Here is a 26,084-nt window from a genome sequence, read left to right as displayed (position 1 = left end):
TAGCTTCGCTGTTAGAACTCAAGCTGTACGAGTGCCCACACAGATGATTGCTTTATATTGTTAAAGAACGTTGCGACGTTGTCGCTAGGGATGCGTATAATACATCCTTAATTTTTCGAGTCAACACTTAATTTCAAATTTTCTTTCGATTATTTGAAACAGAAGTTTCACTTAACTCTCTGCTACGTTGTTCAGCGTCTTTCGTTGCTGCCCGCCGTGTCAGTGGGGTCGCATTATAGGGAGATGGATTTTTTACGCAAGCACTTTTTTCAATAAAATTTAAAAAAACGTACTGTTCGCTCAGCTTTTGAACTAAACACCCTAAAACTGGCTGTTTAGCAGTCAATTTAGCTCTGTTTTGGTGTATTTATTTGCTTCGCTGTTACACTAGACTGAGCGCATTTTAAAATTAAAAGGTGAATTTATGACTATCCGTTCTTATAAAGGGATCACTCCGACATACGATAATAGTGTTTATATTGATGAGTCATCGGTTTTAGTGGGTGATATTACGCTTGGTAAAGATTCAAGTGTATGGCCTCTTGTTGCTGCGCGAGGTGATGTTAACTATATACGTATTGGTGAACGTACGAATATTCAAGACGGCAGTGTTTTACATTTAACACGTGCCTCTCAGTCAAACCCCGATGGCTACCCTCTTATTATTGGTGATGATGTCACTGTTGGTCATAAAGTTATGCTACACGGCTGCCAACTTGGTAATCGTATACTTGTTGGGATGGGCGCAATTGTGATGGACAACGCAATTGTTGAAGATGATGTGATCATTGGTGGTGGTTCATTAGTACCACCTAACAAGCGTTTAGAGTCTGGTTACCTTTATGTCGGTAGCCCTGTTAAACAGGCTCGCCCTTTAACAGAGCAAGAGCGCGCCTTTTTAAATATCTCTGCTGATAATTATGTTCAGCTTAAAGATGAATACTTAGCTGAGGGCTAAAACACCTCGGTTAATTCGATTTGTCCTGCCGAGTTATACTGCTCATCTTCGATCAGCTGCTCGGCGAGCTCTTCGTAATCGAAACGATAAGATTCAAAGTAATTAACTGCACTGCTTTGATCTGCAAAATCATACTTGCTGGTATCAATAACACACTCCACCATAAAGCCACTAACTTGGGCAAAAAACACCAACTGCTTTTCTTCAGGCTTAAATTCGAGTCTGTCTATAAATTGGATAGCTTGATTCACGCAATTTCTCCTGCTTTAAGCGCGCTAACAACGGGGATGATTTCTGGCATTTTATTGCGCCATACAAAATAAGCCTGTGCCGCTTGACCAACAAGCATGCCACAACCATCGAGAGTTAAACATGTTGGGTTAATCGACTTAACCCAACATGTAAATGTCGTATCATCATTCGCGTAAAACATATCGTAAGCGCACTGACACTTAGCAACGCACTCTTTTGCTATACCAGGCAGGTCTCCCGTTACGCTACTTGAGGTTGAATTAATCACCACATCATAGTTGTTTGCTGGGATATCATTCAAAGCAAAGCCCTGCACATCAATTTCACCATTAAAATGACTCGCTAGCGCCTTTGCTTTTTCGGCGGTACGGTTGGCTATTGTTAAGCTTTCGATTTGCTCATTCAATAATGGCTGAATAACACCGCGCGCCGCACCACCAGCGCCAATAAGCAGTACTCGCTGCCTTTTTAAGGTGACTTTATTGGCTAAAAGGTCTTTAACAAGCCCTACACCATCGGTGTTATCGCCAAGTAGGCTACCATCTTCGAGTTGTTTAATCGTGTTTACGGCTCCGGCTATTTTCGCTTGCTCTGTAAGTTCATCGACCATGGCAAACGCTTGCTCTTTAAATGGCAAGGTGACATTAGCCCCTTTACCACCCGCAGCGAAAAACTCAGCGACAGTTTTTTCAAATGCATCTGTTGGTGCTAAAATGGCGCTGTATTGTATTTGCTCGTTTAATGATGCAGCAAATTGTGCGTGTATTGCGGGTGATTTCGAATGTTTGATTGGATTTCCAAAAACCGCGTATTTGTCCATAGTGAAGCAACCTCTTCGCCCTGTAGAGCTTTATTAATATTATGATTAAACGACTTTTTTCTAAATCGAAACCAACGCCTGAAACACCTACCCCAGAAAAAACACCTTACGAAATTATTGGCGGTGAAGCAGGAGCTCGAGCAATTGCAAATCGATTTTACGACATAATGGCCACAGATGAATACGCCAAACCATTATATGATATGCATCCGCAGCCTTTAGATAGAATTCGCCAAGTATTCTTTGAGTTTTTATCTGGCTGGCTGGGCGGTCCTGACCTATTCGTTGAAAAATATGGTCACCCAATGCTAAGAAAGCGTCACATGCCTTTCCCTATTGATCAAGACCTACGTGACCAATGGATGCATTGTATGAATAAAACGCTTGATATCGAGATTGATAACCCACTACTTCGCGAAGGGTTAAGACAATCGTTATCGCAACTCGCCAGCCATATGATCAATCAAAACTAACGAAGCTTTGCGCTATATCAATGTACGCTTTTTCTAAATAAAGATAATAAATTTTCCTTAATTTAGAAAAAGCGTCGTCGAATGAAGTCTATCCAATTTAAAATTTATGCCTTGTTAGCACTAACAGGCGTATTGGTATTATTTGCCAGTATATTCAGCAGCGCTCAGCAACAGCATGAATTAGCGCAAGATACCGTTGAAAGTAACATAAAACTGCTTGCCGATAATTATTTTGATTCTATTAACACCATGATGCTAACTGGCACTATGGCTAATCGCGAAATTCTGAGTACTAAATTAAGAAGCCATCCTAATATTGCAGACGCCCATATCATTCGTAGTCCAATCGTTAATAAAATTTATGGGCCAGGAAATGCCAACCAAGTTGCGACTAACGATGCTGAGCGAAAAGCGCTAACAGGCACTGAAGCACTATTTATTGATAATCAAAATAGTACGATGACTTATCTAAAGCCTATGTTTGCTCGCAGTGATTATAAAGGAACAAACTGCTTAGGCTGCCATCAAGCACAAGAAGGCGATGTGTTAGGTGTAGTGAAAATTAGTTATTCGTTGGCTGATATTGAGCAAGAAGTATCGCAAAACACCTTAATGAACACGCTACTACTAGCGGCTATTTTCATTACTGCATTTTCACTACTAGCTGTGATGTTTAGAAAAATATTCATCAAACGCTTAAAAGTCATTAGCCACACCATGCACCTGGCAACCACCAATAAAGATTTAAGCCTCACGGTAAATGACAGTAATAATGACGAGCTTAGCTCTCTCGCCACCAGCTTTAATCACATGATAGGCGCGTTTAAAGATAATATTGCCCAAGTCTCCCATTCTTCTAAGGTATTGATCCACTCAGCCGAAAGCATTTATGCCTCAGCGGATACCACCGAGCAAGCGATCTTAAAGCAAAAGCAAGGGACAGATTCGGTCGCTGCCGCCATCAACGAATTAGAAAGCTCATCAAGCGAAGTAAAAAACACCACCCATTTTGCATCTGAGAAGTCTGAGCACAGTAATCAACTTGCGCAGCAAAGCTTACATGTTGCTGAGCACACTGAGCAAAGTATTAATCAACTTGCGGCAGATGTTAGAGCGGCAGCTGAGCAAGTAAGTCAACTACAAACGCAAACGTTAGACGTTGGTAAAGTACTCGAGGTGATCAGTAGCATTGCCGAGCAAACTAACTTACTTGCACTTAATGCTGCGATTGAGGCAGCTCGTGCTGGTGAAGCTGGCCGAGGCTTTGCTGTGGTAGCCGATGAAGTACGTACTTTAGCAACCCGTACCCATGACTCAACCGACGAAATTCGCCGCACTATCGATAAACTACAAGCTGAAGCAGCACAAACCGTTAATACCATGAATAACTCTTGCGAAGAAGCAGACGAAAGAGCAGTTCAAGTTAAGCAAGTTGCAAAAGCTCTACGTGATATTTCTTCGCAGATGAGCGAAATAAATCAACTTAACGTGCAAATCGCTGATGCCACTGAACAGCAAAATCTAGCAGCTGAAGAAATTAACCAAAGCGTTATAGCAATTAGTGACAATGCCGAGCACTCATTGGTTGATGCCCATGAAAACCAAAAAGTCAGTGAAGAGCTGTTGTCGTTAGCACGGTCACTGGATGAACAAGTAAGACGCTTCAAATTAAGCTAAAAGCGTCACTTTCACGTAAATACTAAATAGAAAGAGTGTTACCACTAGGCTAGAAGATAGTAACACTGAATTGAGTTATCTTTTGATTAAAGCTGCCACTGACGGGCAACAAGGTCTGACTCTTTACTATTTAACCAATCTTGTGGGCGTAGATAGTACTGATACAACTTAGCTTCTGGGCTATCTGCAGCAGGTACATAGTTATACTCCCAACGTGCTAATGGTGGCATCGACATTAGAATTGACTCAGTACGTCCGCCTGTTTGTAAGCCAAATAATGTACCGCGGTCCCAAACAAGATTAAATTCAACATAACGACCACGACGATACAGTTGGAAATCGCGTTGCTGTTCGGTTGTCGGCGTGTCTTTACGGCGCTCAATAATAGGAAGGTAAGCATCTAAATAGCCATTTCCTACCGCCTGCATAAAGGCAAAGCTTTGTTCAAAGCCGAGCTCATTTAAATCATCAAAGAATAAGCCACCAACACCACGTGTTTCGCTGCGGTGTTTTAGATAAAAGTAATCATCACACCAGTTTTTATATTTGTCGTATACCGATGCACCGAATGGCTGACATAAATCGCTTGCCACCTGATGCCAATGTTGTACATCTTCAAATACAGGGTAATAAGGTGTTAAATCAAAACCACCGCCAAACCACCAAATTGGATCTTCACCTTCTTTTTCGGCAATGAAGAAACGCACATTGGCGTGACTCGTTGGAATATGTGGATTATTAGGATGGATCACTAATGACACACCACATGCATGAAAACTACGACCTGCGAGCTCTGGACGATGCGCTGTTGCAGATGCTGGCATTGACGCGCCAAATACATGCGAGTAGTTAACCCCACCCTGTTCGATGACATTACCACCTTGGATAACACGAGTACGACCACCGCCGCCTTCTGCACGTTGCCAATTATCTTCAACAAATTTTGCTTTGCCATCGGCACTCTCAAGACCCTGACAAATTGTATCTTGTAAGGCCATTAAATAGGTTTTAACTTGTTCGAGTAGCTCGCTTTGCATGTTTATCCTCTAAATACTTTGCCGGTCGCAGCGTCTTTAATCACACTTGGTTGGCTGTTGCCACCTAACGGCTCATCAACATAAAAATCTACCATGTCAGCAAATTCGCTTTTCGCTTGTGCGATAGTCATTACCGTTTCTTGACCGGTTAAGTTTGCACTTGTTGAAACTAACGGCTTACCAAATTGCTGACACAGGGCTTTTACTGTTGGGTGATCAGTTACACGCACAGCAATAGTATCAAATTGACCCGTTAACCACTTTGGCGTTTCTTTTGCTGCCGGCATCACCCAAGTGATAGCACCTGGCCATTGTGAAAAGATATCAGCACGTTTATCCATGGGGATTTTGGCATCATCTACATACTTTAATAACTGGCCATAATTGTCAGCAATTAAAATTAAGCCTTTTTCTACAGGGCGTTGTTTGATGGCTAAAAGCTTTTCAACCGCAGATTGGTTATCAGGATCGCAACCAAGACCAAAAACAGCTTCGGTTGGGTAAACAATCACACCGCCTTGCTGCAAAGCGTCAATTGCATTGGCTGGTTGTGCAACAGGATCAGACAAAGAAACTCTCCTAAATAAACAAATTACAAGTGCATTAAGATTCGACTAACTTATGCATACACGACTTCTGCGGGCATTGTAACACAACACCTGAGGCAGTTTTCTTTTCGGTCATAATTGGCCACTGACAGGCAGGACACTCGGTCGGCACAGGTTTATGATTAAGCGTATATTTACAGCGCGGATAGCCATCACAAGAATAAAAGGTTTTTCCAAACTTATTACTACGCGCAACCAGCTGGCCTTTTTTGCATTTTGGGCAAGCAGGTAATTGAGGGGCACCGTCAGGCTCTTCATCATGTGCAATATAGTGGCACTCGGGATAGCCCGTACACCCAATAAACATGCCGTAGCGGCCATTTTTAATTACCAATGGCTTGCCACATTCTGGGCAGGCACTGTCTTCGAGTACTTTTATTTGTTGGCTATCGTGATGAGCTAATGGGCGGATGTAGTCACATTTAGGGTAACTGGCACAGCCTAAAAATGGCCCTGACTTTGATTTGCGCATAACCAATTCAGAACCGCATTTAGGGCAAACCTCATACTCTTTTTCGAGTGCATGTTTATCTGCAGAAAAAAGAGAATGGTCGATTTTACTCATAAGATTCCTGTGGGGTTGGCTAATTTTCGCCTAATATACCCAAACTCAACAAAGATACAAGCAAAGTCGAATTAATGTAATACATCGGTTGGTTCGTCAAATATTAAGTCTTCCATTTGTGCGTAAGCTTGCTCTGACCCAGGTACATTAAATAACACCATCAGCACTACCCACTTTAGATCTTCCAAAGAAATAAATGGTTTATCTAAAGCGCAAAGCCTATCTATCACCATTTCGCGGGTTACGGTGTTAATCACACCAATTTGCTCAATAAACATTAAAAAGCCGCGACACTCAACACTTAACATTTGGCATTCACTATCTGTGTAAATACGCATAGCATGTTGTGGTTGGGCATTAAGGTACGGGTAGATATCGCTTTGTTGTAAGTCTGCAAGTTGCTCTAGCCAATCAAGGGCTTTGTAGATTTCAGGTTTATTGAAGCCAGCACGAACTAACTCATCGGTAAGTTCGTTCTCTTCAGTAAAGATTTCAGCTTCACTATGGATATAGTTTTCAAAAAGATACATGAGGATGTCAAACATGTTTATGTCCTCCCAGTCTTATATAACCATCTAGTACTCGTTCGATTTTATCTGCGAGCTCTAGGTCGAGTAACCGAGCTTGTACTTCGTCTACAGGTAATTGGCTGCGCTGTGTTATTTGATCAACACTTGTTACCTCATACCCTATACTTTTGAACACTGGGCAGTCGGGTTCATCTGCTATGGGCTGTTCTATACTATATAGACTGTTTTCACAGAAAAAGCTCACTTCATCAAGAATATCACTAATATTTTCTGTCAATTTAGCGCCTTGCTTAATTAAAAAATGACTCGCCTCTGAAAGTGGGCTTTTTATAGAACCCGGCACTGCAAACACTTCTTTATTCTGCTCAAGTGCATAGCGTACGGTAACCAAAGAGCCACTTTTAATCTGCGCTTCTACAATCAACACACCTAATGATAATCCAGAGATAATACGGTTTCGGCGCGGAAAATTAGCGGCATTAGCAGCAGTGCCTGGTAAGAACTCAGAAACCAATAAGCCCCGCTCTGCAACTTGTTTAATGAGCAAACTATGGCGTTTGGGATAGGCAATATCGATACCCGTACCAAGTACAGCAATGGTGTTTCCTGTTCCTGCTAATGCACCTTTATGGGCTGCGCCATCAATGCCCAAAGCCATACCAGATGTCACCGTCATGCCAACAGAAGATAATTGATGAGCAAATTCAGCGGCTATTTCAAGCCCTGTTGGTGTGGCATTACGGCTACCGACAATTGCTATTTGTGATGACCGTAATAGCTCAGTGTTACCTAAACAAAATAATAAGATAGGTGCACTGGCTATTTGTTTGAGTAAGGGCGGATAGTTGCTATCAAAATAACTGATCACTTTGATTTTAAGCGTTGATATCTGCTCTTGATAGTGGGCGACTAATTGCCAATCGGTATTAACTAAGTTATCGGCTTGGCTTTGTGATAAGCCCAGCTGCTGAAGCTCTAAACTAGATAACTTAAATAGCTCATCCAGTGGCTGCTTTTGACTTAATGCAATAAGGCTTTTTATCCCAAGCCCTTTACATAAATAAAAGGCAAGCCAATGGGATAGCTTGCCTGAAACCTGTGCCATGCTCCCTCCTTAGAGCGCCCAAATTGTGAGTTAGTTTATAACTGCATAATCTCCAACTCGGATCGGGTGCTGATTTTTCACAATCAATGCGTAGCTAACGTTGTCATATACCTTAAACACCATTAGTTCACCGACTTTTTCCTTTGGCATATGCCATACACTACTGTCTTCGTCACTTTCGATACCGAACAGCTCATTTGCGTCAGTCATGAATTTCTCAAGGCTGTTAGAGTCTTCGCGGTAGCGAGGACCATTGCGGCCGTCATACACTTCTGGTGATTGACGTTGAATATCGAGGACGAAACCCGGTTTCACTTGGTCCGAGCCTAAGTTTAGTACAACAATATCCATGGTACTAAATTCACGCATTTCATTAGCTGACGCGATTATCGTGCCATCTAAAGCCGTGTCTGGACGTTTCATTGTGAAATAGGCAGGCAACATCTGCCCTTCCATTGCTGGCATTAAAAAGTCATGCGGCTTAATTTCTTGTTTTACTAGCTCAACCTTAACTGAGGCAGGAACGCCATTTGCTACATCACCGCTTCTAAATGAGCGAACAATCGCCACAAGCTCAGCTTTATTCGCCAATACTTCATTGGTCTTTGGATCAACAAGGTCATTTCCTTTTCGATAAACCCCATACGCTTCATTTAAATGCAGGTCACCTTTAACATAGAGTGTATGCCCCAAGGTGTTCATTTTAGTATTAACACTAGCGCCTAAAATATAGGGTTTATCAGCAATAATTTCGGCACTAATCGCTTGCTCATAGCTTAAATATGGGCGTAATAATTCCAATGGTAAGGTAGGCACTGCATTTTTGCCTTTTGGAGTGATTCGCCCTTCTGGAGAGAGTTTTTTATAACGCGCATTTTTAACTAAACGAGGATTTCCGTCTTTATCGTAAATTAAAGTGAGCGCATCACCCGGGTATATTAAATGTGGATTCGCAATTTGTGGATTCATTTGCCATAAGTCAGGCCATTGCCAAGGCTCATCTAAATACACACCAGAAATATCCCAAAGTGTGTCGCCCTTTTTTACAACGTATTGTTTTGGCGCATCTTTTTTTATTGTTAACACATCAGCAATTGCAGGAAAAGCACTGCTAAAGGCTAGCAAAGCCGCAACTAGTGGGTATCTCATTTGGCTTCCTTGTGTTGTTTTTCGATTATTATCAACCAAAACCTGTTAAAGGTGAACACGAATGGCTAAAATAAGAGCATACAATACCCTAAATGAATCACAAGTGTAAAAGGTAACTATGGCTAGGTTAGAAGTTTTAAGATTTCCGGATGAGCGTTTACGTACAATCGCGAAAGAAGTGCCAGAAGTAAACGATGAAGTTCGTCAAATCGTCAAAGACATGCTTGAAACTATGTATGACGAAAACGGTATCGGCTTAGCAGCAACGCAAGTAGATATCCACCAGCGCATTGTGGTGATCGATGTATCTGAAGAGCGCGACCAACCGTTAGTGTTAATCAACCCAGAAATCACCAAAAAAGATGGTTCAACGGTGAGTGAAGAAGGCTGTTTATCAGTTCCTTATTCATATGCAAAAGTTGACCGCGCAGAAACAGTCACTGTTAAAGCGCTAAATGAAAACGGTGAAGAATTCAGCCTAGACGCTGACGAGCTATTAGCGATTTGTATTCAGCATGAGCTTGATCACCTTAAAGGCACCCTATTTATTGATTATCTATCGCCTTTAAAGCGCCAACGTATCCGTAAAAAGCTTGAGAAAGAAGCTAAGCTGGCTGCTAAATCATAAGTTAATCAATAGGAATATCTGTGACACAACCATTACGCATTATTTTTGCTGGTACGCCGGATTTCGCTGCGCGCCATTTACAAGCACTGATTGACTCAGAGCACGACATTGTTGGTGTATATAGCCAACCAGATCGCCCAGCGGGCCGAGGTAAAAAGCTAAAAGCCAGTGAAGTTAAAGAGCTGGCACTTGCTCATGATTTACCTGTATTTCAACCGCAATCACTCAAATCAGATGAAGCGCTTGCAGAGCTTACCAGCCTGAACGCCGATATTATGATTGTAGTGGCGTACGGCTTACTGTTACCAAAAGCGATTTTAGATGCACCGCGCTTAGGCTGCTTAAACGTGCATGGCTCTATTTTACCGCGCTGGCGTGGTGCTGCACCGATCCAACGTGCTATTTGGGCTGGTGACAACGAAACCGGTGTAACAATAATGCAAATGGATGAAGGCTTAGATACAGGCGACATGCTGCATATCAGCCGTTGCCCAATTGATAGCACAGAAACCAGTAGCTCTTTATACGATAAATTAGCTGCATTGGGTCCTGATGCACTGATCAGTACAATCAACCGTCTTGCTGCAGGTGAAATCACTCCAGAAAAGCAAGATGACGCACAAGCTAATTACGCTAAAAAGTTATCAAAAGACGAAGCCAATATTGATTGGTCAATGGATGCTGCGCAAATTGAGCGTAATATCCGCGCTTTTAATCCATGGCCTGTTTGTTTTACCGAAATGGCAGGACAAACAGTAAAAATTTGGCAAGCCGAAGTTGTATCGCAAACTGCACAAGCCGGTAAAATCATTGCTGCTGATAAGCAAGGTATTACTGTTGGCTGTGGGCAAGATGCACTTAAAATCACCCTTCTTCAACCGCAAGGTAAAAAACCAATGGCTGTTACTGACTTTTTAAATGGTCGCAGTGATTGGGTCGAGCCTGGCTCAGTATTAGGTCAAAGCAATGAGTAATGTAAGAGCACTTGCTGCTGAAACCCTTTACAACGTAGTCGATAAAGGCGCGTCGCTTAATCAAGAGCTACCTTTTGCAAGCCAGGGTTTATCGCCGAAAGATAAAGCTTTACTACAACAAATTTGCTACGGTGTGCTGCGCTATTTACCTAGCCTAGAAAATTATTGCCAGCAACTTTTAGATCAACCACTAAAAGGTAAGCGCCGTATTTTCCAGTTCTTGTTGTATGTGGGTATTTACCAACTTCAACATATGCGTGTACCACCTCATGCAGCAATCAGCGAAACGGTTAATGCGCTTCAGCAAATGCGCGCACTGGGTTTAAAAGGTCTGATTAACGCGATTTTACGCAGTTTCCAACGTGAGCAAGCTGAGCTTGAAGAAAAAGCAAAGCAAATTCCTGTTTGCAAATTTAACCACCCAGGTTGGTTTATCAAACAAGTTACTGCAGCTTATCCTGATAACTGGCAAGAAATTCTTGAAGCGAATCAGTTGCAAGCACCTATGTGGTTACGTGTAAACCAAGCGCAGTACAGCACCCAAGAATACAGCGAGATGCTTAAAGCAAATGATATTGAGCATATCCTTAATGCTGATTTTCCTGATGGTATTAAACTAGCTAAACCGTGTGATGTATACGCATTACCAGAGTTTGATACCGGTGCCTGCTCAGTTCAAGATGCAGCGGCACAATTAGCAGCACGCTTTTTAGATCCACAAAATGATGATGTCATTTTAGATGCGTGTGCAGCGCCAGGTGGTAAAACGTGCCATATCTTAGAACTTGCCGACGCTGACGTATTAGCACTAGATAGCGACAGCGAGCGTCTAGAACGTGTTAAACAAAACTTAGTGCGTATTGGCTTGGCAGCCGATCTACAATGTGCCGATGCTTCACAACCCCATATCTGGTGGGATGAACAGCAATTCGACCGTATTTTGCTTGATGTGCCTTGTTCAGCAACTGGCGTGATCCGTCGTCACCCTGATATTAAGTGGTTACGTCGTGCATCTGATATTGAAGATCTAGCTAACTTACAAGGCGATATCCTAAATAGCATTTGGCCTCTACTTAAGCCTGGTGGTACGTTAGTTTATGCGACCTGCTCTGTATTACCGCAAGAGAACCAACAACAAGTTGCTAAGTTCCTTGCCAATAATCAAAGTGCTGAACACATACCTTTGCATGAAAACGACACCCCTACGTTACCTGGTCTGCAATTACTGCCTGGTGAAAGTGACGGTTTCTATTACGCAAAGCTAGTTAAAAAACACTAATAAGAACAAGCTATGAAAATAATCATACTCGGTGCCGGACAAGTTGGTGGCACATTGGCAGAAAACCTCGTAGGTGAGCAAAATGAGATCACCGTTGTCGATATCGACGGTAACCGTTTGCGAGAGCTACAAGATAAGTACGACTTACAAGGTGTTACCGGTCACAGTGCGCATCCCGATGTATTGCGTCGCGCAGGCGCAGAAGACGCCGATATGATTATTGCCGTAACCAGTTCAGATGAAGTGAACATGGTTGCTTGCCAAGTTGCTTATAGTATTTTTAACACACCAACCAAAATTGCCCGTATTCGCTCAGAGCAATACTTAAAGTACCGTGAAAAGCTATTTCATAATGACGACTTACCTGTTGATCACTACATTGCTCCTGAAGCGCTGGTAACTAAGTATATTCGTCGCTTAATCGACTATCCGGGTGCTTTACAGGTATTACAATTTGCCGATGGCATGTTATCGCTGGTTGCGGTGAAAGCCTATTACGGTGGTTTGCTGGTGGGTTATGCACTTTCAGCCTTGAAAGAACACATTCCGAATGTCGAAACCCGTGTAGCGGCTATTTATCGTCAAGGTAAAGCGATTAAACCGCTTGGCACAACGGTTATCGAAGCGGACGATGAAGTGTTCTTTATCGCTGCAACAAAGCATATTCGCGCAGTCATGAATGAACTTCAAAAGCTCGAACGTTCATACAAAAAGATCATGATCGCCGGTGGTGGTAATATCGGTGCAGGTCTTGCGCGTTCACTTGAGAAAAACCACAGCGTTAAGCTGCTTGAGCGCAATAAAGAGCGTGCAGCACAGCTTTCTGAAATGCTTGATAACACCGTCGTATTTTGTGGCGATGCCTCTGATCAAGAACTGTTATCTGAAGAACACATTGAACAAGTGGATGTTTTCATTGCTGTTACCAATGATGATGAAGCAAACATTATGTCTGCGATGCTGGCAAAGCGCATGGGCGCACAAAAAACCATGGTGCTTATTCAGCGTGGCGCTTATGTAGACTTAGTACAAGGTGGTGAGATTGATATTGCTATTTCGCCTCAGCAAGCCACTATTTCAGCACTACTAACACACGTTCGCCGTGGTGACATTGTTAATGTTTATTCGTTACGTAAAGGCGCAGCAGAAGCTATTGAAGCTGTCGCTCATGGTGATGAGCATACATCTAAAGTTGTTGGTCGAGCTATTGCTGAGATTAAGCTACCAGCTGGAACTACCATTGGTGCAATTGTACGTAACGATGATGTGCTGATTGCCCATGACGATACCGTTATACAGTCTGGCGACCACGTTATCATGTTCTTGATTGATAAAAAGCACATTACAGTTGTTGAAAAGCTATTCCAAGTAAGTGCTATCTTCTTGTAAACGAACGCTTATAAACGAAAAAAGCAGCCATGACAGCTGCTTTACGACTCTTGAAGTGAAAGTACCTAACTTTTCTAAAAGATTCTACTGAATTTGAGCAAACTCTTCTTTTGAAAGTTCGCCATTACCATCGCTATCTAGCTCTGGAAATAACTTTTCAAGCTGCATATTTGCAGATGCTTCTTCTTTGCTGATCACACCATCACCGTCGGTATCGAACGTTGCAAAGCTTACGCCTTGTGCAAAGGCTGCTGATGATGTTGCTAGTGCTAAAATTGCGATTGTTGTGCTTAACTGTTTCATAATAACTACCTTAAATTTTAAAAGAGTGAAATCCGTTTCTGAGATCCTTGCTTAGTGGAAACTGGTATAACTACGTACTAATTCAGTTATTCGGCTTCAGAGAACTCAGCTTCAGTAAGAACGCCGTCGCCATTCACATCTAGTGTTTTAAACTGCGACATAATTTTTGCGTCAACGGCTGCTTCACTTTTGCTAACCACGCCATTACCGTCAACGTCTAGAGTGTCAAAGTCAGATGCTGCAAAAGCTGCTGATGATGATGCAAGTGCGATTAAAGCTAATGTTTTGTTTACTGTTTTCATAATCATATTCCTTCAATATTAAGAGTGTTAGCTGATCACACTTCCAGTGTTGTCCTTTGTCATGGATTCCCTTATCCATTTAGGCTGTCTTTGGCAGCTCAGAACTAATCAGCTAAATAAACTGGTTTTGCTTAATCACATTAAGCTTTTGAAAATTCTTGTTTCGATAACTCACCGTTACCGTCAGTGTCTAGTTCACTGAATTTACTCATAAGCTCTGCATCTACCGATGCTTCGCTTTGGCTGATAACACCATTGCCATCAACATCTAAGGTATCGAAGTCACTCATCGCAAATGCTGCAGATGAAGATACAAGTGCCATAAGTGCTAGTGTTTTATTTACTGTGTTCATAATGTCATTCCTTCAAAATGTGTTGTCTTGAGTTAGAAATCCTTTTCAGTGCGTCCTTACAATGAAATTAAGCTTTTGAGTACTCTTGTTTTGACAGCTCACCGTTGCCGTCTGTATCAAGCTCTTTAAATTGGCTCATTAATGCTTCGCTTACAGATGCTTCGCTTTTGCTGATTGCGCCATCACCATTAACATCTAATGTGTCAAAGTCAGCGGCAAATGCTGCAGATGAAGTTGCAAGAGCTACAAGTGCTAAAGTTTTGTGTAACGTTTTCATAATCACTATTCCTTCAATGTTGTCTCAACTGTGATAAAGGATATGTTCCTGAATCAGTTTTTCTCTGTGTTCGCTAAGACTATTTCAACTTCGATGCCAAAGTTAAAAAGAACAATAAAATCAGTGTATTAAATTAAAATACCGAGAATTAGGGGGAAATAACGCGATTTATTTGTTGCTGTTTTGCAACAAGCTCGGTGGTTGGTTTTTTGTCACCTTTAAAATCAATAAGTTACAAAGATTAAAATGGAGACAATAGCGATTAATTCGGATTAGAAAACAGAAAAGTTAGGGATTGGAAAATAAATACTATCTGAACAACAAAACTTAAAGAAAAAAATCGAAATTAATTTAATTAGTAATGCATTGATTTAATTGGTTATTTAAATTTATTTATAAAATAATTTTAATATCTATAGGGTTAAATTGAGGAAAATAGCCATTTTGTTGCAAAATGGCGAATTGGCATTAACTATCCAACACTGAAAGGTCAATTAAGTGCTCTTCCATGAATTTTTTCATTTCATCTTCACTGGTATCAAGTTGCACACCAAACATAAAGCCACCCGCTCGCTTGCGTACGCTGCATACCTTGCCACTAAACTCACGTTTACTTAGGGTGATTTGGCAGCTTTGTCCTTTAAAAGCGCTTAAGTCCTCCTTGCTATTAATATCAAACTGCACACCTGTCACAGAAATATCTTTAATAAGCCCTGCCAATTTTTGCTCCGAAATCACTAAGTTTGCAGGGAATAAAGTAGGAATACGCGCTTCACTACGCAAACTATAAAGCTGCACTTGCTGAGGGAAGTCAAGAAAGATTAAGCGATAAGGGTGCGATGATAAGGCGCTTATTTGCTGGCGAAAAGCAATTACTTGACCACCGCCCGCTTCGAGCACAGCCCGTATAATCACCATCACACCGTCTTTGATGAAATCACTGCCGTTCGCCAATCGCTTTGAGGAAGGGTAATTTAAGATGATGTATTGCTCATTCATCAAGCCAATAAACTCTGTTTTCACACGCTTACTATTTGTTGGTGTGATAATTTCCACATCAACTAAGCTACCAGCAGGAATACAGGTTAACTTTTCTAAATTTAATTGCTTTTGGGTTTTTGGCACTTTTTTGATCTCCATTCCTAGAGAGTTATCCGCCGTTTACCCTCGCCAAAAAGTTGGGGTAAATAACACTAATAAAGTAAATATTTCTAAACGACCAAATACCATCGCAATAGTAAGTAGCCATTTTGCCGTATCAGAAATCGCGCCGTAATGAGCAGCGACTTCACCTAAACCAGGGCCTAAGTTATTTAAGCAAGCAGCGGTTGCTGAGAATGCACTGATGTTATCCATACCGGTGCCCATCAGCGCCAACATAATAATGACGAACACTAACGCATAGGCTGAGAAAAAGCCCCAAACGGCTTCTACAACTTTATCTGGGAGTGCTTTTCGGCCTAATTTAATTGAATAAATAGCCCTCGGGTGCACTAGACGATTAAGTTCACGAATACCTTGTAGGTAAAGTAAGAACACCCGCACGACCTTCATACCACCACCGGTAGATCCGGCACAGCCGCCAATAAAACTTGAAAAGATAAGTAAAATAGGTAGGAACAGCGGCCATGCTGAGAAGTTATCAGTCGCAAAGCCCGCGGTTGTACTCATTGAAACCGCTTGGAACATGGCTTGGTCGAGAGTCTCATCACCATCGGCATAAATATTATTTGATGACAGCACAGTAAAGCAGACAATAACTAAGGCTAATTGAATCAATAAAAACACTTTGAATTCAGGGTCGCGTAAATAAACACGAATATTGCGTGACGATACAGCTGCATAGTGCAGCGAGAAGTTAATGGCTGCGATCAGCAAAAACACGACACAGATAAAGTTAATTAATGGGCTATCAAACTGCCCCATTGATGCGTCGTAGGTAGAGAAGCCGCCAATCGCAATCGTAGAGAATGCATGACATATTGCATCAAACCAATCCATCCCTGCAGCCCAGTATGCAAGCGTACAGGCAATCGTCAGCGATACATAGATATACCAAAGGTGCTTTGCAGTATCGGCAATACGCGGTGTCATTTTTGAGTCTTTAACCGGACCAGGTGTTTCTGCACGGTATAGCTGCATACCACCGACACCTAGCATAGGCAGTACCGCGACCGCTAGTACGATGATCCCCATACCACCTAGCCATTGCAGTTGCTGGCGATAAAAGAGCACTGATTTAGGTAGGTATTCTATGCCCGTAAGTACGGTAGCCCCTGTCGTTGTCAGCCCAGAAAAGGCCTCAAATACGGAGTCAGCTAGGGAGAGGTTAGGCTCTTGTAAGAACACTAAAGGCACCGCAGCGAAGGTACCTAGTACTAACCAGAACAAGACCACAATCAAGAAGCCTTCACGGGCTTTAAGATCACCATGTTCATGACGGTTTGGATAATAAGCCGCTAAACCAATTACAACACTAAAGATAAAAGCGAGAACGAATGGCACACCACCACCGTCTTTGTAGATCAAAGACACCAGTGCCGGTGGCACCATAGTGATACTAAATAACGCCACCAGCTGGCCGAGAATTTTTATTATGGTACGAAATTGCATCTAGGCGTATCGCTTTCTTATTAAATGTTTAGCTAATACAGTTTATTGTCTTACAGGCTTAATTGTAAGTAAACGGAATGTATTATTTTTACATTTCAAACTTTTCTGACTTTTAGGCTAACTTCGCCATGAGTCAATTCATGGATATCAGCAATCGCTTGCTCTGCCTGACGGCTATCGATTTCAATTTGCCAAGTGATGTTCTCTGCAAATTGTTTTTCGATATTAAGCACCTGATACTGATTTTTTAATAACTGCTCGATTGCACCTTGTACGCTGTAATCACTTTGGCCAACCAGCTCAACACTCGGTACCTTGGTAATGGTTTTAAGCTCGCGCATGGCATTATTTAAACTACCGCCGTAAGCGCGAACTAGCCCACCTGTACCAAGCTTGATGCCCCCGAAATAACGGGTTACCACCGCTGTAATTTCACCAATACCAGAACCTGTTAATACATTAAGCATTGGTTTACCTGCTGTGCCATTGGGTTCACCATCATCAGAAAAACCATACACATGACTGCCACCGGGGTTACCCGCAACATGTGCCCAGCAATTATGACGAGCATCGCTGTATTTATCTTGAATTTCTTTAATAAAGGCTTTTGCTGCCGCAAGATCAGGAGTGTGGGCAATATGCACAATAAAGGTGCTTTTTTTGATTTCTTCTTGGTAAAAAACCGGCTCAGCCGGATATTGGTATTCAGACATAATTGCTTATCTAAAAAAATGGGGCCTATTGGCCCCGATATTCACGAACCTTTATCGTTAATCTAAGTGTAGATCACGCGTCATGTTTTCTAGGCTATCTTCATGAACAATAATATTATCTTCAATACGGATACCGCCAAATGGCTTAAGCGCTTCAACTTTTTCCCAGTTAATAAACTGTTTGTTGTCAGTTTGCGCAAGGTCACCTAATAACGAGTCGATAAAGTATAAACCAGGTTCAATAGTAAATACTTGGTTCTTTTCGATTAAGCGAGTGCAACGTAGGAAAGGATGACCTTCAGGTGGTGCTTGGTGCGCACCTGTATCATCAGCCATAAAGCCACCCATATCGTGAACTTGTAAACCAAGGTGGTGACCAAGACCATGCGGGAAGAACGTCGATGTAATACCACGTTCCACAATTTCAGCGGCTGGTAATTTCACAATATTAAAGTCGCTTAGTACTTGCGCTACACGCTGGTGACAATCTAAATGCAATTCACCGTATAATAGACCTGGCTTTAATGCTTTACCTAAAGCGATTTGATGCTCAGTCATTACTTTAATTAAGTCGCTAAATTCACCTGACTTTTTAAAGTCATAAGTACGTGTGATATCAGCAGCATAACCATTAAAGTTTGCACCAGCGTCAATAAGGAAAGAATGATGCGTTTGCGGCGCTTTAGGTTCAAAATGCGTGTAATGTAAAATTGCACAGTTCTCATTTAGTGCAACGATATTACCGTAAGGCATTTCGTTTTCACTCTGGCGGGTAGCCATGAGGTAAGCTTGCTGAATATCAAACTCTGAACCACCAGCAAAAAACGTATCACGTGCTGCTTTATGGCCATCTACTGCGATACGGTTAGCTTGTCGTAAACACTCAAGCTCGTATTGTGTTTTATAAGCACGATGAAAATGCAAGTAGTTCATCACTGGCTCTGGATTCATAATGCTAAAGCCCAGTGCTTGCGCTACTTCTAAATATTCACCGATATAAGCATATTTAGCTTTATCATAAGGAAGCAGTTTTTCTACCTGATCTGGCTGTACTAATAATTCAATATCAAAATACTCAGCCCAAAAATCACGTGGTTCGTCAGGTACTTTATGCCAAAAGTCGACAGGACGATAAAAAATTAGTTTCGGCTTAGATGCCCCATCAACCACAATCCAGCAATGTGGGTTGTCGATCACAGGTAACCAAGCTTTAAATTGCGGATTCACCTTAAACGGATAATACATGTCATCTAAAAACTGACGTTTAGCCTGACCTGAGTGAATTACTAACCCTTCTAAACCTTCACGCTCTGTAATTGTACGAGTGCGTTGTTGCAAGGTTGCAATATGTTCGGCGTATAGCACCGCTAATTTATCCATAGTAAACCCATCTTTAGTAAATTTAACTTGTTAGAAGTCTATCATAGCCAGCACTATCCCCCAACTGAGGGAGAATAGTGTGGCAAATCGAGTTTAACCACCCATCGACATATCAAGGATTGGCGCTAGAACATTGCCATCGCGTCCTAATCGAGTGTGATAAACCTGCCTGTAAGCAAACACGTTCTTAACGTAGTTGCGTGTTTCTGTATAAGGAATTAACTCAATCCACAGCTCTGCTGGCATAGCTTGCTCAGGGATCCAGCGTTTAATACGATGGTAGCCCGCATTATAAGAAGCCGTTGCTAGGATTTCGTTGCCATGATTTTTCTTTTTCAAATACTGCAAATACTCACTACCAAGACGAATATTAGTACGAGGCTGATATAACTGTTTTCGTGATACCGAACTTTTATTCATATACTTAGCAGTGCTTGGCAACAACTGCATTAAACCATGGGCATTTGCATGAGAACGCGCATCCGGTGCAAAAGAGCTTTCACGGCGTGAAATTGCAATGCTCCAAGCGACATCAATATGGCTACGACTACTATATGTTGCAAACACATTCTTAAATGCAAATGGGAAACGTAAGTCGACATAGTCCCACTCTTTTATTTGCGCTAAGGTGTAGATGGTACTGTCATACCAATCAAGTTCAGCAGCAAGCAAAGACGCGGCGAGCTTTTCTTCTTTGGTTGATGTATCCGTTAAATAATTCCATTCACGACGCGCAGAAGTAAAACGCTCAAGCTCATACAAAGCGCGAGCGCGCTTAAAGCCTGGAGCATTGGCCACCTCCAGCTTTAACTTGTTACTTATATTAATTTCTTTATTATTTAAGCTAACCGGAACACCTAAGCGTGCAGACGCTAAAAAGCCGTAATAGTCACGTTCTTTAGCCACTGTTTGCCAAATTTCACGAGCACGTTCGACTTCACCACGTTGATTTAAGCTATACGCCAGCCAATATTGCTGACCAAGGCTCAAGTTTTCTTTACCTGTGAAAAACGCCACTATGCCAGACCAATCTTGCCTCTCTAGCATATTACCAAGTTGCCATTGCATTAACTTTTGAGTTTGGCGTTCTTTAGGCACCTTATTTAACCAAAAGCGTGCTTGTTGATGACCGCTTGAGGCAAGCGATAACGCAAAGCTGTAGTAAACGTCTGCTTTTTGCTCGTCAGTGTAATTAAACATGGTTTCGAGTTTTTCCCATGCACGTAATGCAAGGTCTTTATCTCGCCATACTAAGCGCTTCACACCATAAATCGCGATTTGCCCTTCTTTAGCAGACTTTTTCTTATAACGATAAAGACCCGCCGAAGCACTTGGGTCTTTGCGTACCTTTAAATATAAATCAGCTAAATATTGATCAGCACGAGGCAATAATGTTTTTAAATATGGAATTAAACTCGATGAGCCTCCTTCGGCAGCTAAGCTAATACGCTGCCAAACTCGCTCTTCGGTCTGGTAGCCTTTTTTCTTCCAAAGTGAGAACAACTCATCACATTCTTTTGGCTGAGATTTTCCTACCACCCATAAATCTGTTACTTGGTTCATGATGGCTTTATCAGGGGCACCTAAGTCCAATTGAAAACTTAAATAAGGACAAGTTAATTCGTTATTGCTTGTTTCGCGGTAGTTACGAATATAAGCCGCTTTTTTATTATACTTTTTTAAATAATTAAGCCATGCCTTACGCACAGGCCACTCTAATGGCGTGTTTTGGTAAACATTGAGGTAGTCCTCGATTTCGGTCTGGTGTTTAAGGCTTGGGTTTCGTTGCCAATAAGCCTTTTCGACATAAGGTTTCAATGGGTGATCAAGCCCATTTGCCGCCTCTTTCATGTCTTGATAATCACCGTAACGCGCCTTTTTTTCTGCTTTTAAAAAAGCGTCATGTTTATCGTTGGCTTCAGCTGCAAAAAAAGGAAAAAGTAATGCGGCAGCTGTCCAACCAAAGAGTTGTTTTTTCATGATGACCTTTAACAAAAATTAAAGAATTAATAACAAAAAACTTCTGCTACACCTTAGCACCAAACCAGCTATATTTTAACCAATCGCGATAAAGCGTAGTAAATTTTTCGTTGCATTTTCATTTTAAAGCAAGCACACTGATTGAAATGCAAACTCATCGTACCAGTCTTAGTTAATAAACTAGGGAGAATAATAATGTTATATAAAAGCGATTCATTTGAAGTTGCTTTCATCAAGGACAACATCGCCGAGTTTAAGTTCTGTGCAGACGGCTCAGTAAATAAACTTTCGCAGCAAACCTTGCAAGATTGCGCTTTAGCATTAAAAGAATTGGCAACAAACTCAGATATCAAAGGCATGGTGTTCACCAGCGATAAAGATCATTTCATTATCGGTGCCGACATTTTCGAATTTTTACCTACCTTCACTAAGCCTCAAGAAGAACTTGTTGCATGGATCAAAAATGCAACTGACGTTTTTGATGCAATTGAAGATTTACCTTTCCCAACGCTAAGTGCTGTAAACGGCATGGCGCTAGGTGGTGGATGTGAGTGGGCACTTGCTACCGATTACCGCGTTGCTAGCTCTAACGCTAAAATTGGCCTACCTGAAGTTAAACTAGGTATTATGCCTGGTTTTGGTGGTACAGTTCGCCTTCCACGCCTTATTGGCGCTGATAATGCGATGACATGGATCACTACAGGTAAAGAAAACCGCGCTGCTGATGCCCTAAAAGTAGGTGCATTTGATGCAGTAGTTAGTGCTGACAAACTTCTAGAGTCAAGTATTGCAACACTTGAGCAAGCAATTGCTGGCAAGCTAGATTGGCAAGCAAAACGACAAGTAAAATTACAGCCACTGAAAATGAACCGTGTTGAGCAAGGTATGAGCTTTGCGATGGCGGAAGGCATGGTAATGGGTCAGACAAAAGGTCACTACCCAGCACCTGTTATGGCTGTAAAAACAATCAAAGCTGCAGCAAACTGTGAACGCGCTGAAGCAATGGCGATTGAAAACGCTAACTTTGCTAAATTAGCAGCAACAAGCGAAGCTGCTGCGCAAACAGGTATTTTCTTAGCTGACCAATACATTAAAGGTAAAGCGAAGAAGCAAGCTAAACACAGTGAGCTTGAGATCAAACAAGCTGCTGTATTAGGTGCAGGTATTATGGGCGGTGGTATTGCATACCAGTCTGCTTATAAAGGCACACCTATTATCATGAAAGACATCAATCAAGATGCACTTGATTTAGGTATGGGTGAAGCATCTAAGCTACTTGGCAAAAAAGTACAACGTGGCCATATGGCGATGGATAAGATGGTTGCTACCTTAGGCAAGATCAAGCCAACGCTAAACGATGCAGACTTACAAAGCGCAGACATCGTTGTTGAAGCTGTGGTTGAAAACCCTAAAGTGAAGCAAGCTGTTCTTGCGGGCCTTGAAAAAGACTTACCAGCGGGCACTATCCTAACTTCAAATACCTCAACAATTCGTATTGACGAGTTAGCATCGGCACTTGAAAAACCAGAAAATTTCTGTGGTATGCACTTCTTTAACCCAGTGCCAAAAATGCCATTAGTAGAAATCATTCGTGGTGAAAAAACATCAGAAGCAACAATTAATGCCGTTGTTGATTACGCATTAAAACTTGGTAAATCACCAATCGTTGTAAACGACTGCCCTGGTTTCTTTGTAAACCGCGTACTATTCCCTTACTTTGCAGGTTTCAGCAAACTTGTTGTTGAAGGTGCTGACTTCACTAAAGTTGATAAAGTGATGGAAAATGTATTTGGTTGGCCAATGGGTCCTGCCTATCTTCTTGATGTTGTAGGTATCGATACAGCTTACCACTGTACTGGTGTAATGGCTGACGGTTTCCCTGAGCGTATGGCTCGCCAAGATAAAGACCCTGTTACTGTATTTGCAAACGAAAAACGCTTTGGTCAGAAAAATGGTGCTGGTTTCTACCAATACGCGCCAGACCGTCGTGGTCGCCTGAAAAAAGCAAAAGATGCTACAGCAACTGAGTTACTGAGTGCTATTACTGATGCACCTAAAGATTTCGATAAACAAGAAATCATTGACCGTTGTATGATCCCGATGATCAACGAAGTACTACTTTGTTTACAAGAAGGTATCGTAGCGTCACCACAAGAAGCTGACATGGCGCTAATTTACGGCATTGGTTTCCCTCCATTTAGAGGCGGTGCATTCCGTTACTTAGATCAAACTGGTTTAGCGAACTTTGTTGCAACAGCAGACAAATACGCTCACTTAGGTGCGATTTACCAAGTATCAGATGAAACTCGCAAGTGGGCCGAAGAAGGCCGTGTATTCTATAAGGTGGAAGGATAAGAAACATGAATAATCCAGTAATCGTAGATTGTATCCGCACACCAATGGGTCGTTCAAAGAACGGCGTATTCAAAAACAAGCGTGCGGAAGATTTAAGTGCTCACTTAATGAAAGGTTTGTTAGACCGTAACCCAGCCGTTGATCCAGCATCAATTGATGATATTTACTGGGGCTGTGTACAACAAACTTTAGAGCAAGGTTTTAACATTGCTCGTAACGCAGCACTACTAGCCGGTATCCCTCACTCAGTACCAGCTGTCACAGTTAACCGTTTATGTGGTTCATCAATGCAAGCATTACACGATGCAGCACGCGCTATTATGACTGGCGCTGGTGATACCTACATCATTGGTGGTGTTGAGCACATGGGTCACGTACCTATGACTCACGGTAATGATTTTCACCCAGGTTTATCAACGTCTGTAGCACAAGCTGCTGGCGTAATGGGTTTAACTGCAGAATACCTTGCTACGCTACACGGCATTAGCCGCGAGCAACAAGACGAATTTGCTTACCGTTCACACCAACGTGCACACGCGGCAACTGTTGAAGGTCGTTTCCGTCGTGAAATCCTGCCAATGGAAGGTCACGATGCAGATGGTTCTTTAATCTTAGTTGAAGACGATGAAGTAATCCGTCCTGAGACAACTGTTGAAGGTTTATCGCAACTTCGCCCTGTATTCAATCCAGCATCAGGTAGCGTAACCGCAGGTACTTCTTCTGCACTTTCTGACGGCGCATCAGCAATGCTTGTAATGAGCGAAGAGAAAGCAAAAGAACTTGGTTTACCAATTCGTGCGCGTATTAAATCAATGGCTGTTGCAGGTTGCGATCCATCAATCATGGGTTACGGCCCTGTTCCTGCATCGCAAAAAGCACTTCAACAAGCAGGTATCACTATTGACGATATCGATGTTGCAGAGCTTAACGAAGCCTTCGCAGCACAATCTCTACCAGTATTAAAAGACCTAGGTCTGATGGATGTGGTAGATGAAAAAGTTAACCTAAATGGTGGTGCAATTGCACTTGGTCACCCACTTGGTTGTTCTGGTTCACGTATTAGCACAACGCTTGTTCACCTAATGGAAGACAAGAACGCTAAATACGGCCTAGCAACTATGTGTATTGGTTTAGGCCAAGGTATTGCAACTGTATTTGAGCGCGTAGAATAACGAGCTCACAACAAACATCTTGGTGATAAAAAGGCGCACTGACTTGCTCAGTGCGCCTTTTTTATTTGCTTTGCTTTCACTTATTGAAACTGGCGGCAATAGAAAGTTAAAATAGCCGCTTATTAATCGTCTCTTTCACCTAAAAGGTCAGCCATGAGTTTTGATAATCCCGATCACCAATTAGATGCACTTGGCCTTCGTTGTCCAGAACCCGTGATGATGGTGCGTGGTGCAGTACGAAAAATGAAAGATGGCGAAACCTTACTTATCATCGCCGACGACCCATCAACCACCCGCGATATCCCAAGCTTTTGTACTTTTATGGATCACACACTTGTGGCTAAAGATGTAGAACAAGCACCGTACCGATACTTGGTGAAGAAAGGGTTATAACGAGCTCGTAGGTTGGTTAGAGCGAAGCGAAACCCAACGTTATCGCAAGATGATGGCAACAAATTAAAGTTCGTGAAATTCAACTTTTAATCGAAATTAAGCTACTCTTATCATTTAACATTCAAGGATGAATGTATGCGATACAGAAGAGTATTAATCCCCGGTGGCACCTATCTCTTTACTCTAGCGATTGCGCAAAGAAACTCAGCACTTTTAACTTCAAACATCACTTTGCTACGTTCAGCTTATAAAAGTGTGGCTAAGTCACACCCTTTTAAAACGCTTGCCATTGTCATTCTTCCAGATCACTTACACGCTATTTGGCAATTACCTGTTGGAGATTGTGATTATGCAAAACGGTGGCGATTAATTAAGTCTAATTTTTCTAGACAACTAAATAATTGCGAGCATAAATCGCCTAGTCGCATTCAGAAATGTGAACGAGGTATTTGGCAGAGACGGTATTGGGAGCATTATATAAAGGACGAGCAAGACCTAGTGAACCATATTAATTATATTTACTTCAACCCTGTGAAACATAAATACGTGAATCAAGTTGAAGACTGGCCATTTTCGTCTTATAGGAAATTGAGTAAGTCATCTGCTTTTAATTTGTCAGATGATGAGTTAGATATCGCACTTAATCTATATGAAGATTGATGAGAGGTTGGGTTGAGAGCAACGAAACCCAACTTGATTGCTGGCAAATCCAACACTCCCGATAGCTAATCCGTTGAAGGATTGGGTATAGTAGCTACGCTTCAAGGTTGGTGTATGCGTTGGGTTTCGCTTCGCTCTG

Annotated in this window: 28 protein-coding genes; 11 read left to right on the top strand and 17 right to left on the bottom strand. The window is 42.0% G+C overall.

What is annotated here, in order from left to right; translation table 11 throughout:
- The first annotated feature begins 424 nt into the window (after positions 1 to 424).
- Positions 425 to 958, top strand: a complete 534-nt coding sequence (locus tag CWB80_RS14455; protein ID WP_054554755.1) for a gamma carbonic anhydrase family protein — start codon at positions 425 to 427, stop codon at positions 956 to 958.
- Here the strand turns inward: CWB80_RS14455 and CWB80_RS14450 are convergent.
- Complete coding sequence (locus CWB80_RS14450; protein ID WP_054554756.1) at positions 955 to 1,209, bottom strand: DUF1488 family protein; 255 nt, start codon at positions 1,207 to 1,209, stop codon at positions 955 to 957. The genes CWB80_RS14455 and CWB80_RS14450 overlap by 4 nt on opposite strands.
- Positions 1,206 to 2,030: a shikimate dehydrogenase gene (aroE, locus tag CWB80_RS14445; protein WP_054554757.1), complete on the bottom strand. Its 825-nt coding sequence runs from the start codon at positions 2,028 to 2,030 to the stop codon at positions 1,206 to 1,208. The genes CWB80_RS14450 and aroE overlap by 4 nt, the downstream gene beginning before the upstream one ends.
- Before the next feature lie 41 nt (positions 2,031 to 2,071).
- Here aroE and CWB80_RS14440 point away from each other — a divergent pair, with 41 nt between their 5' ends.
- On the top strand, positions 2,072 to 2,503 hold the full coding sequence (locus CWB80_RS14440; protein WP_054554758.1) for a group II truncated hemoglobin: 432 nt from the start codon (positions 2,072 to 2,074) through the stop codon (positions 2,501 to 2,503).
- Positions 2,504 to 2,584: 81 nt separating this feature from the next.
- Positions 2,585 to 4,180, top strand: a complete 1,596-nt coding sequence (locus tag CWB80_RS14435) for a methyl-accepting chemotaxis protein (RefSeq protein ID WP_054554762.1) — start codon at positions 2,585 to 2,587, stop codon at positions 4,178 to 4,180.
- 86 nt (positions 4,181 to 4,266) lie between these two features.
- Here CWB80_RS14435 and hemF read toward each other — a convergent pair whose 3' ends face one another.
- The 6 genes from hemF to CWB80_RS14405 all read right to left on the bottom strand — a co-directional run bounded on the left by hemF (position 4,267) and on the right by CWB80_RS14405 (position 9,174).
- The gene (gene hemF, locus CWB80_RS14430) at positions 4,267 to 5,217 is read right to left on the bottom strand and encodes an oxygen-dependent coproporphyrinogen oxidase (protein ID WP_138602077.1); all 951 of its coding nucleotides are present in this window, start codon (positions 5,215 to 5,217) and stop codon (positions 4,267 to 4,269) included.
- A 2-nt stretch (positions 5,218 to 5,219) separates the two neighbouring features.
- Positions 5,220 to 5,786 carry an L-threonylcarbamoyladenylate synthase type 1 TsaC gene (gene tsaC / locus CWB80_RS14425; RefSeq protein WP_054554765.1) on the bottom strand — a complete coding sequence of 189 codons (567 nt, stop codon included), beginning with the start codon at positions 5,784 to 5,786 and terminating at the stop codon, positions 5,220 to 5,222.
- A 34-nt stretch (positions 5,787 to 5,820) separates the two neighbouring features.
- The gene (locus CWB80_RS14420) at positions 5,821 to 6,390 is read right to left on the bottom strand and encodes a DNA topoisomerase family protein (protein ID WP_138602075.1); all 570 of its coding nucleotides are present in this window, start codon (positions 6,388 to 6,390) and stop codon (positions 5,821 to 5,823) included.
- A 71-nt stretch (positions 6,391 to 6,461) separates the two neighbouring features.
- On the bottom strand, positions 6,462 to 6,935 hold the full coding sequence (locus CWB80_RS14415) for a DUF494 family protein (protein ID WP_054554767.1): 474 nt from the start codon (positions 6,933 to 6,935) through the stop codon (positions 6,462 to 6,464).
- Positions 6,928 to 8,025 carry a DNA-processing protein DprA gene (dprA, locus tag CWB80_RS14410; RefSeq protein ID WP_138602073.1) on the bottom strand — a complete coding sequence of 366 codons (1,098 nt, stop codon included), beginning with the start codon at positions 8,023 to 8,025 and terminating at the stop codon, positions 6,928 to 6,930. The genes CWB80_RS14415 and dprA overlap by 8 nt, the downstream gene beginning before the upstream one ends.
- Positions 8,026 to 8,055: 30 nt before the next feature.
- Positions 8,056 to 9,174 carry a LysM peptidoglycan-binding domain-containing protein gene (locus tag CWB80_RS14405; RefSeq protein WP_054554769.1) on the bottom strand — a complete coding sequence of 373 codons (1,119 nt, stop codon included), beginning with the start codon at positions 9,172 to 9,174 and terminating at the stop codon, positions 8,056 to 8,058.
- A gap of 118 nt (positions 9,175 to 9,292) precedes the next feature.
- Between CWB80_RS14405 and def the strand changes: the two genes are divergently transcribed.
- From def to trkA, 4 genes are read left to right on the top strand one after another with little or no spacing between them, the layout of a single operon-like run.
- Positions 9,293 to 9,802: a peptide deformylase gene (gene def / locus CWB80_RS14400; RefSeq protein ID WP_054554770.1), complete on the top strand. Its 510-nt coding sequence runs from the start codon at positions 9,293 to 9,295 to the stop codon at positions 9,800 to 9,802.
- Positions 9,803 to 9,822: 20 nt separating this feature from the next.
- Complete coding sequence (gene fmt, locus CWB80_RS14395) at positions 9,823 to 10,776, top strand: methionyl-tRNA formyltransferase (RefSeq protein WP_054554771.1); 954 nt, start codon at positions 9,823 to 9,825, stop codon at positions 10,774 to 10,776.
- Positions 10,769 to 12,055, top strand: coding sequence for a 16S rRNA (cytosine(967)-C(5))-methyltransferase RsmB (rsmB, locus tag CWB80_RS14390; RefSeq protein ID WP_138602071.1), 1,287 nt, complete (start codon positions 10,769 to 10,771; stop codon positions 12,053 to 12,055). The genes fmt and rsmB overlap by 8 nt, the downstream gene beginning before the upstream one ends.
- Before the next feature lie 12 nt (positions 12,056 to 12,067).
- Positions 12,068 to 13,444, top strand: coding sequence for a Trk system potassium transporter TrkA (trkA, locus tag CWB80_RS14385; protein WP_054554773.1), 1,377 nt, complete (start codon positions 12,068 to 12,070; stop codon positions 13,442 to 13,444).
- 84 nt (positions 13,445 to 13,528) lie between these two features.
- On the opposite strand, the gene CWB80_RS14380 is transcribed toward trkA, so the two are convergent.
- From CWB80_RS14380 to CWB80_RS14340, 9 genes are all read right to left on the bottom strand, one after another.
- A complete protein-coding gene (locus CWB80_RS14380; protein WP_054554774.1) occupies positions 13,529 to 13,747 on the bottom strand; it encodes an EF-hand domain-containing protein in 219 nt (72 codons plus the stop codon).
- Positions 13,748 to 13,833: 86 nt separating this feature from the next.
- Complete coding sequence (locus CWB80_RS14375) at positions 13,834 to 14,049, bottom strand: EF-hand domain-containing protein (RefSeq protein ID WP_054554775.1); 216 nt, start codon at positions 14,047 to 14,049, stop codon at positions 13,834 to 13,836.
- A gap of 140 nt (positions 14,050 to 14,189) precedes the next feature.
- On the bottom strand, positions 14,190 to 14,402 hold the full coding sequence (locus CWB80_RS14370; protein ID WP_054554776.1) for an EF-hand domain-containing protein: 213 nt from the start codon (positions 14,400 to 14,402) through the stop codon (positions 14,190 to 14,192).
- Between the two features lie 67 nt (positions 14,403 to 14,469).
- Positions 14,470 to 14,679: an EF-hand domain-containing protein gene (locus tag CWB80_RS14365; protein ID WP_054554777.1), complete on the bottom strand. Its 210-nt coding sequence runs from the start codon at positions 14,677 to 14,679 to the stop codon at positions 14,470 to 14,472.
- A gap of 468 nt (positions 14,680 to 15,147) precedes the next feature.
- Positions 15,148 to 15,804: a flagellar brake domain-containing protein gene (locus tag CWB80_RS14360; protein WP_249362589.1), complete on the bottom strand. Its 657-nt coding sequence runs from the start codon at positions 15,802 to 15,804 to the stop codon at positions 15,148 to 15,150.
- Between the two features lie 36 nt (positions 15,805 to 15,840).
- Positions 15,841 to 17,292, bottom strand: a complete 1,452-nt coding sequence (locus tag CWB80_RS14355; protein WP_054554779.1) for a TrkH family potassium uptake protein — start codon at positions 17,290 to 17,292, stop codon at positions 15,841 to 15,843.
- A 95-nt stretch (positions 17,293 to 17,387) separates the two neighbouring features.
- A complete protein-coding gene (locus CWB80_RS14350; RefSeq protein ID WP_138602067.1) occupies positions 17,388 to 18,005 on the bottom strand; it encodes a YigZ family protein in 618 nt (205 codons plus the stop codon).
- A gap of 57 nt (positions 18,006 to 18,062) precedes the next feature.
- Positions 18,063 to 19,385 carry a Xaa-Pro dipeptidase gene (pepQ, locus tag CWB80_RS14345; RefSeq protein WP_054554781.1) on the bottom strand — a complete coding sequence of 441 codons (1,323 nt, stop codon included), beginning with the start codon at positions 19,383 to 19,385 and terminating at the stop codon, positions 18,063 to 18,065.
- Positions 19,386 to 19,478: 93 nt separating this feature from the next.
- The gene (locus tag CWB80_RS14340) at positions 19,479 to 21,365 is read right to left on the bottom strand and encodes a transglycosylase SLT domain-containing protein (RefSeq protein WP_138602065.1); all 1,887 of its coding nucleotides are present in this window, start codon (positions 21,363 to 21,365) and stop codon (positions 19,479 to 19,481) included.
- Positions 21,366 to 21,560: 195 nt separating this feature from the next.
- Between CWB80_RS14340 and fadB the strand changes: the two genes are divergently transcribed.
- From fadB to CWB80_RS14320, 4 genes are all read left to right on the top strand, one after another.
- A complete protein-coding gene (gene fadB, locus CWB80_RS14335; RefSeq protein ID WP_054554783.1) occupies positions 21,561 to 23,720 on the top strand; it encodes a fatty acid oxidation complex subunit alpha FadB in 2,160 nt (719 codons plus the stop codon).
- Between the two features lie 5 nt (positions 23,721 to 23,725).
- On the top strand, positions 23,726 to 24,892 hold the full coding sequence (gene fadA / locus CWB80_RS14330; protein WP_054554784.1) for an acetyl-CoA C-acyltransferase FadA: 1,167 nt from the start codon (positions 23,726 to 23,728) through the stop codon (positions 24,890 to 24,892).
- 153 nt (positions 24,893 to 25,045) lie between these two features.
- Entirely contained in the window at positions 25,046 to 25,285 is a 240-nt protein-coding gene (gene tusA / locus CWB80_RS14325) for a sulfurtransferase TusA (protein ID WP_054554785.1), read from the top strand.
- Between the two features lie 135 nt (positions 25,286 to 25,420).
- Positions 25,421 to 25,945: an REP-associated tyrosine transposase gene (locus CWB80_RS14320; protein WP_138602063.1), complete on the top strand. Its 525-nt coding sequence runs from the start codon at positions 25,421 to 25,423 to the stop codon at positions 25,943 to 25,945.
- Positions 25,946 to 26,084 lie beyond the last annotated feature (139 nt).

Origin of the sequence: Pseudoalteromonas sp. S1650, assembly GCF_005887195.1 — a bacterium.
GTDB classification, from domain to species: Bacteria; Pseudomonadota; Gammaproteobacteria; order Enterobacterales; family Alteromonadaceae; genus Pseudoalteromonas; species Pseudoalteromonas simplex.
Note: the sequence above shows the minus strand (reverse complement) of the source record. Positions and strands in the feature narration are given on the sequence as shown.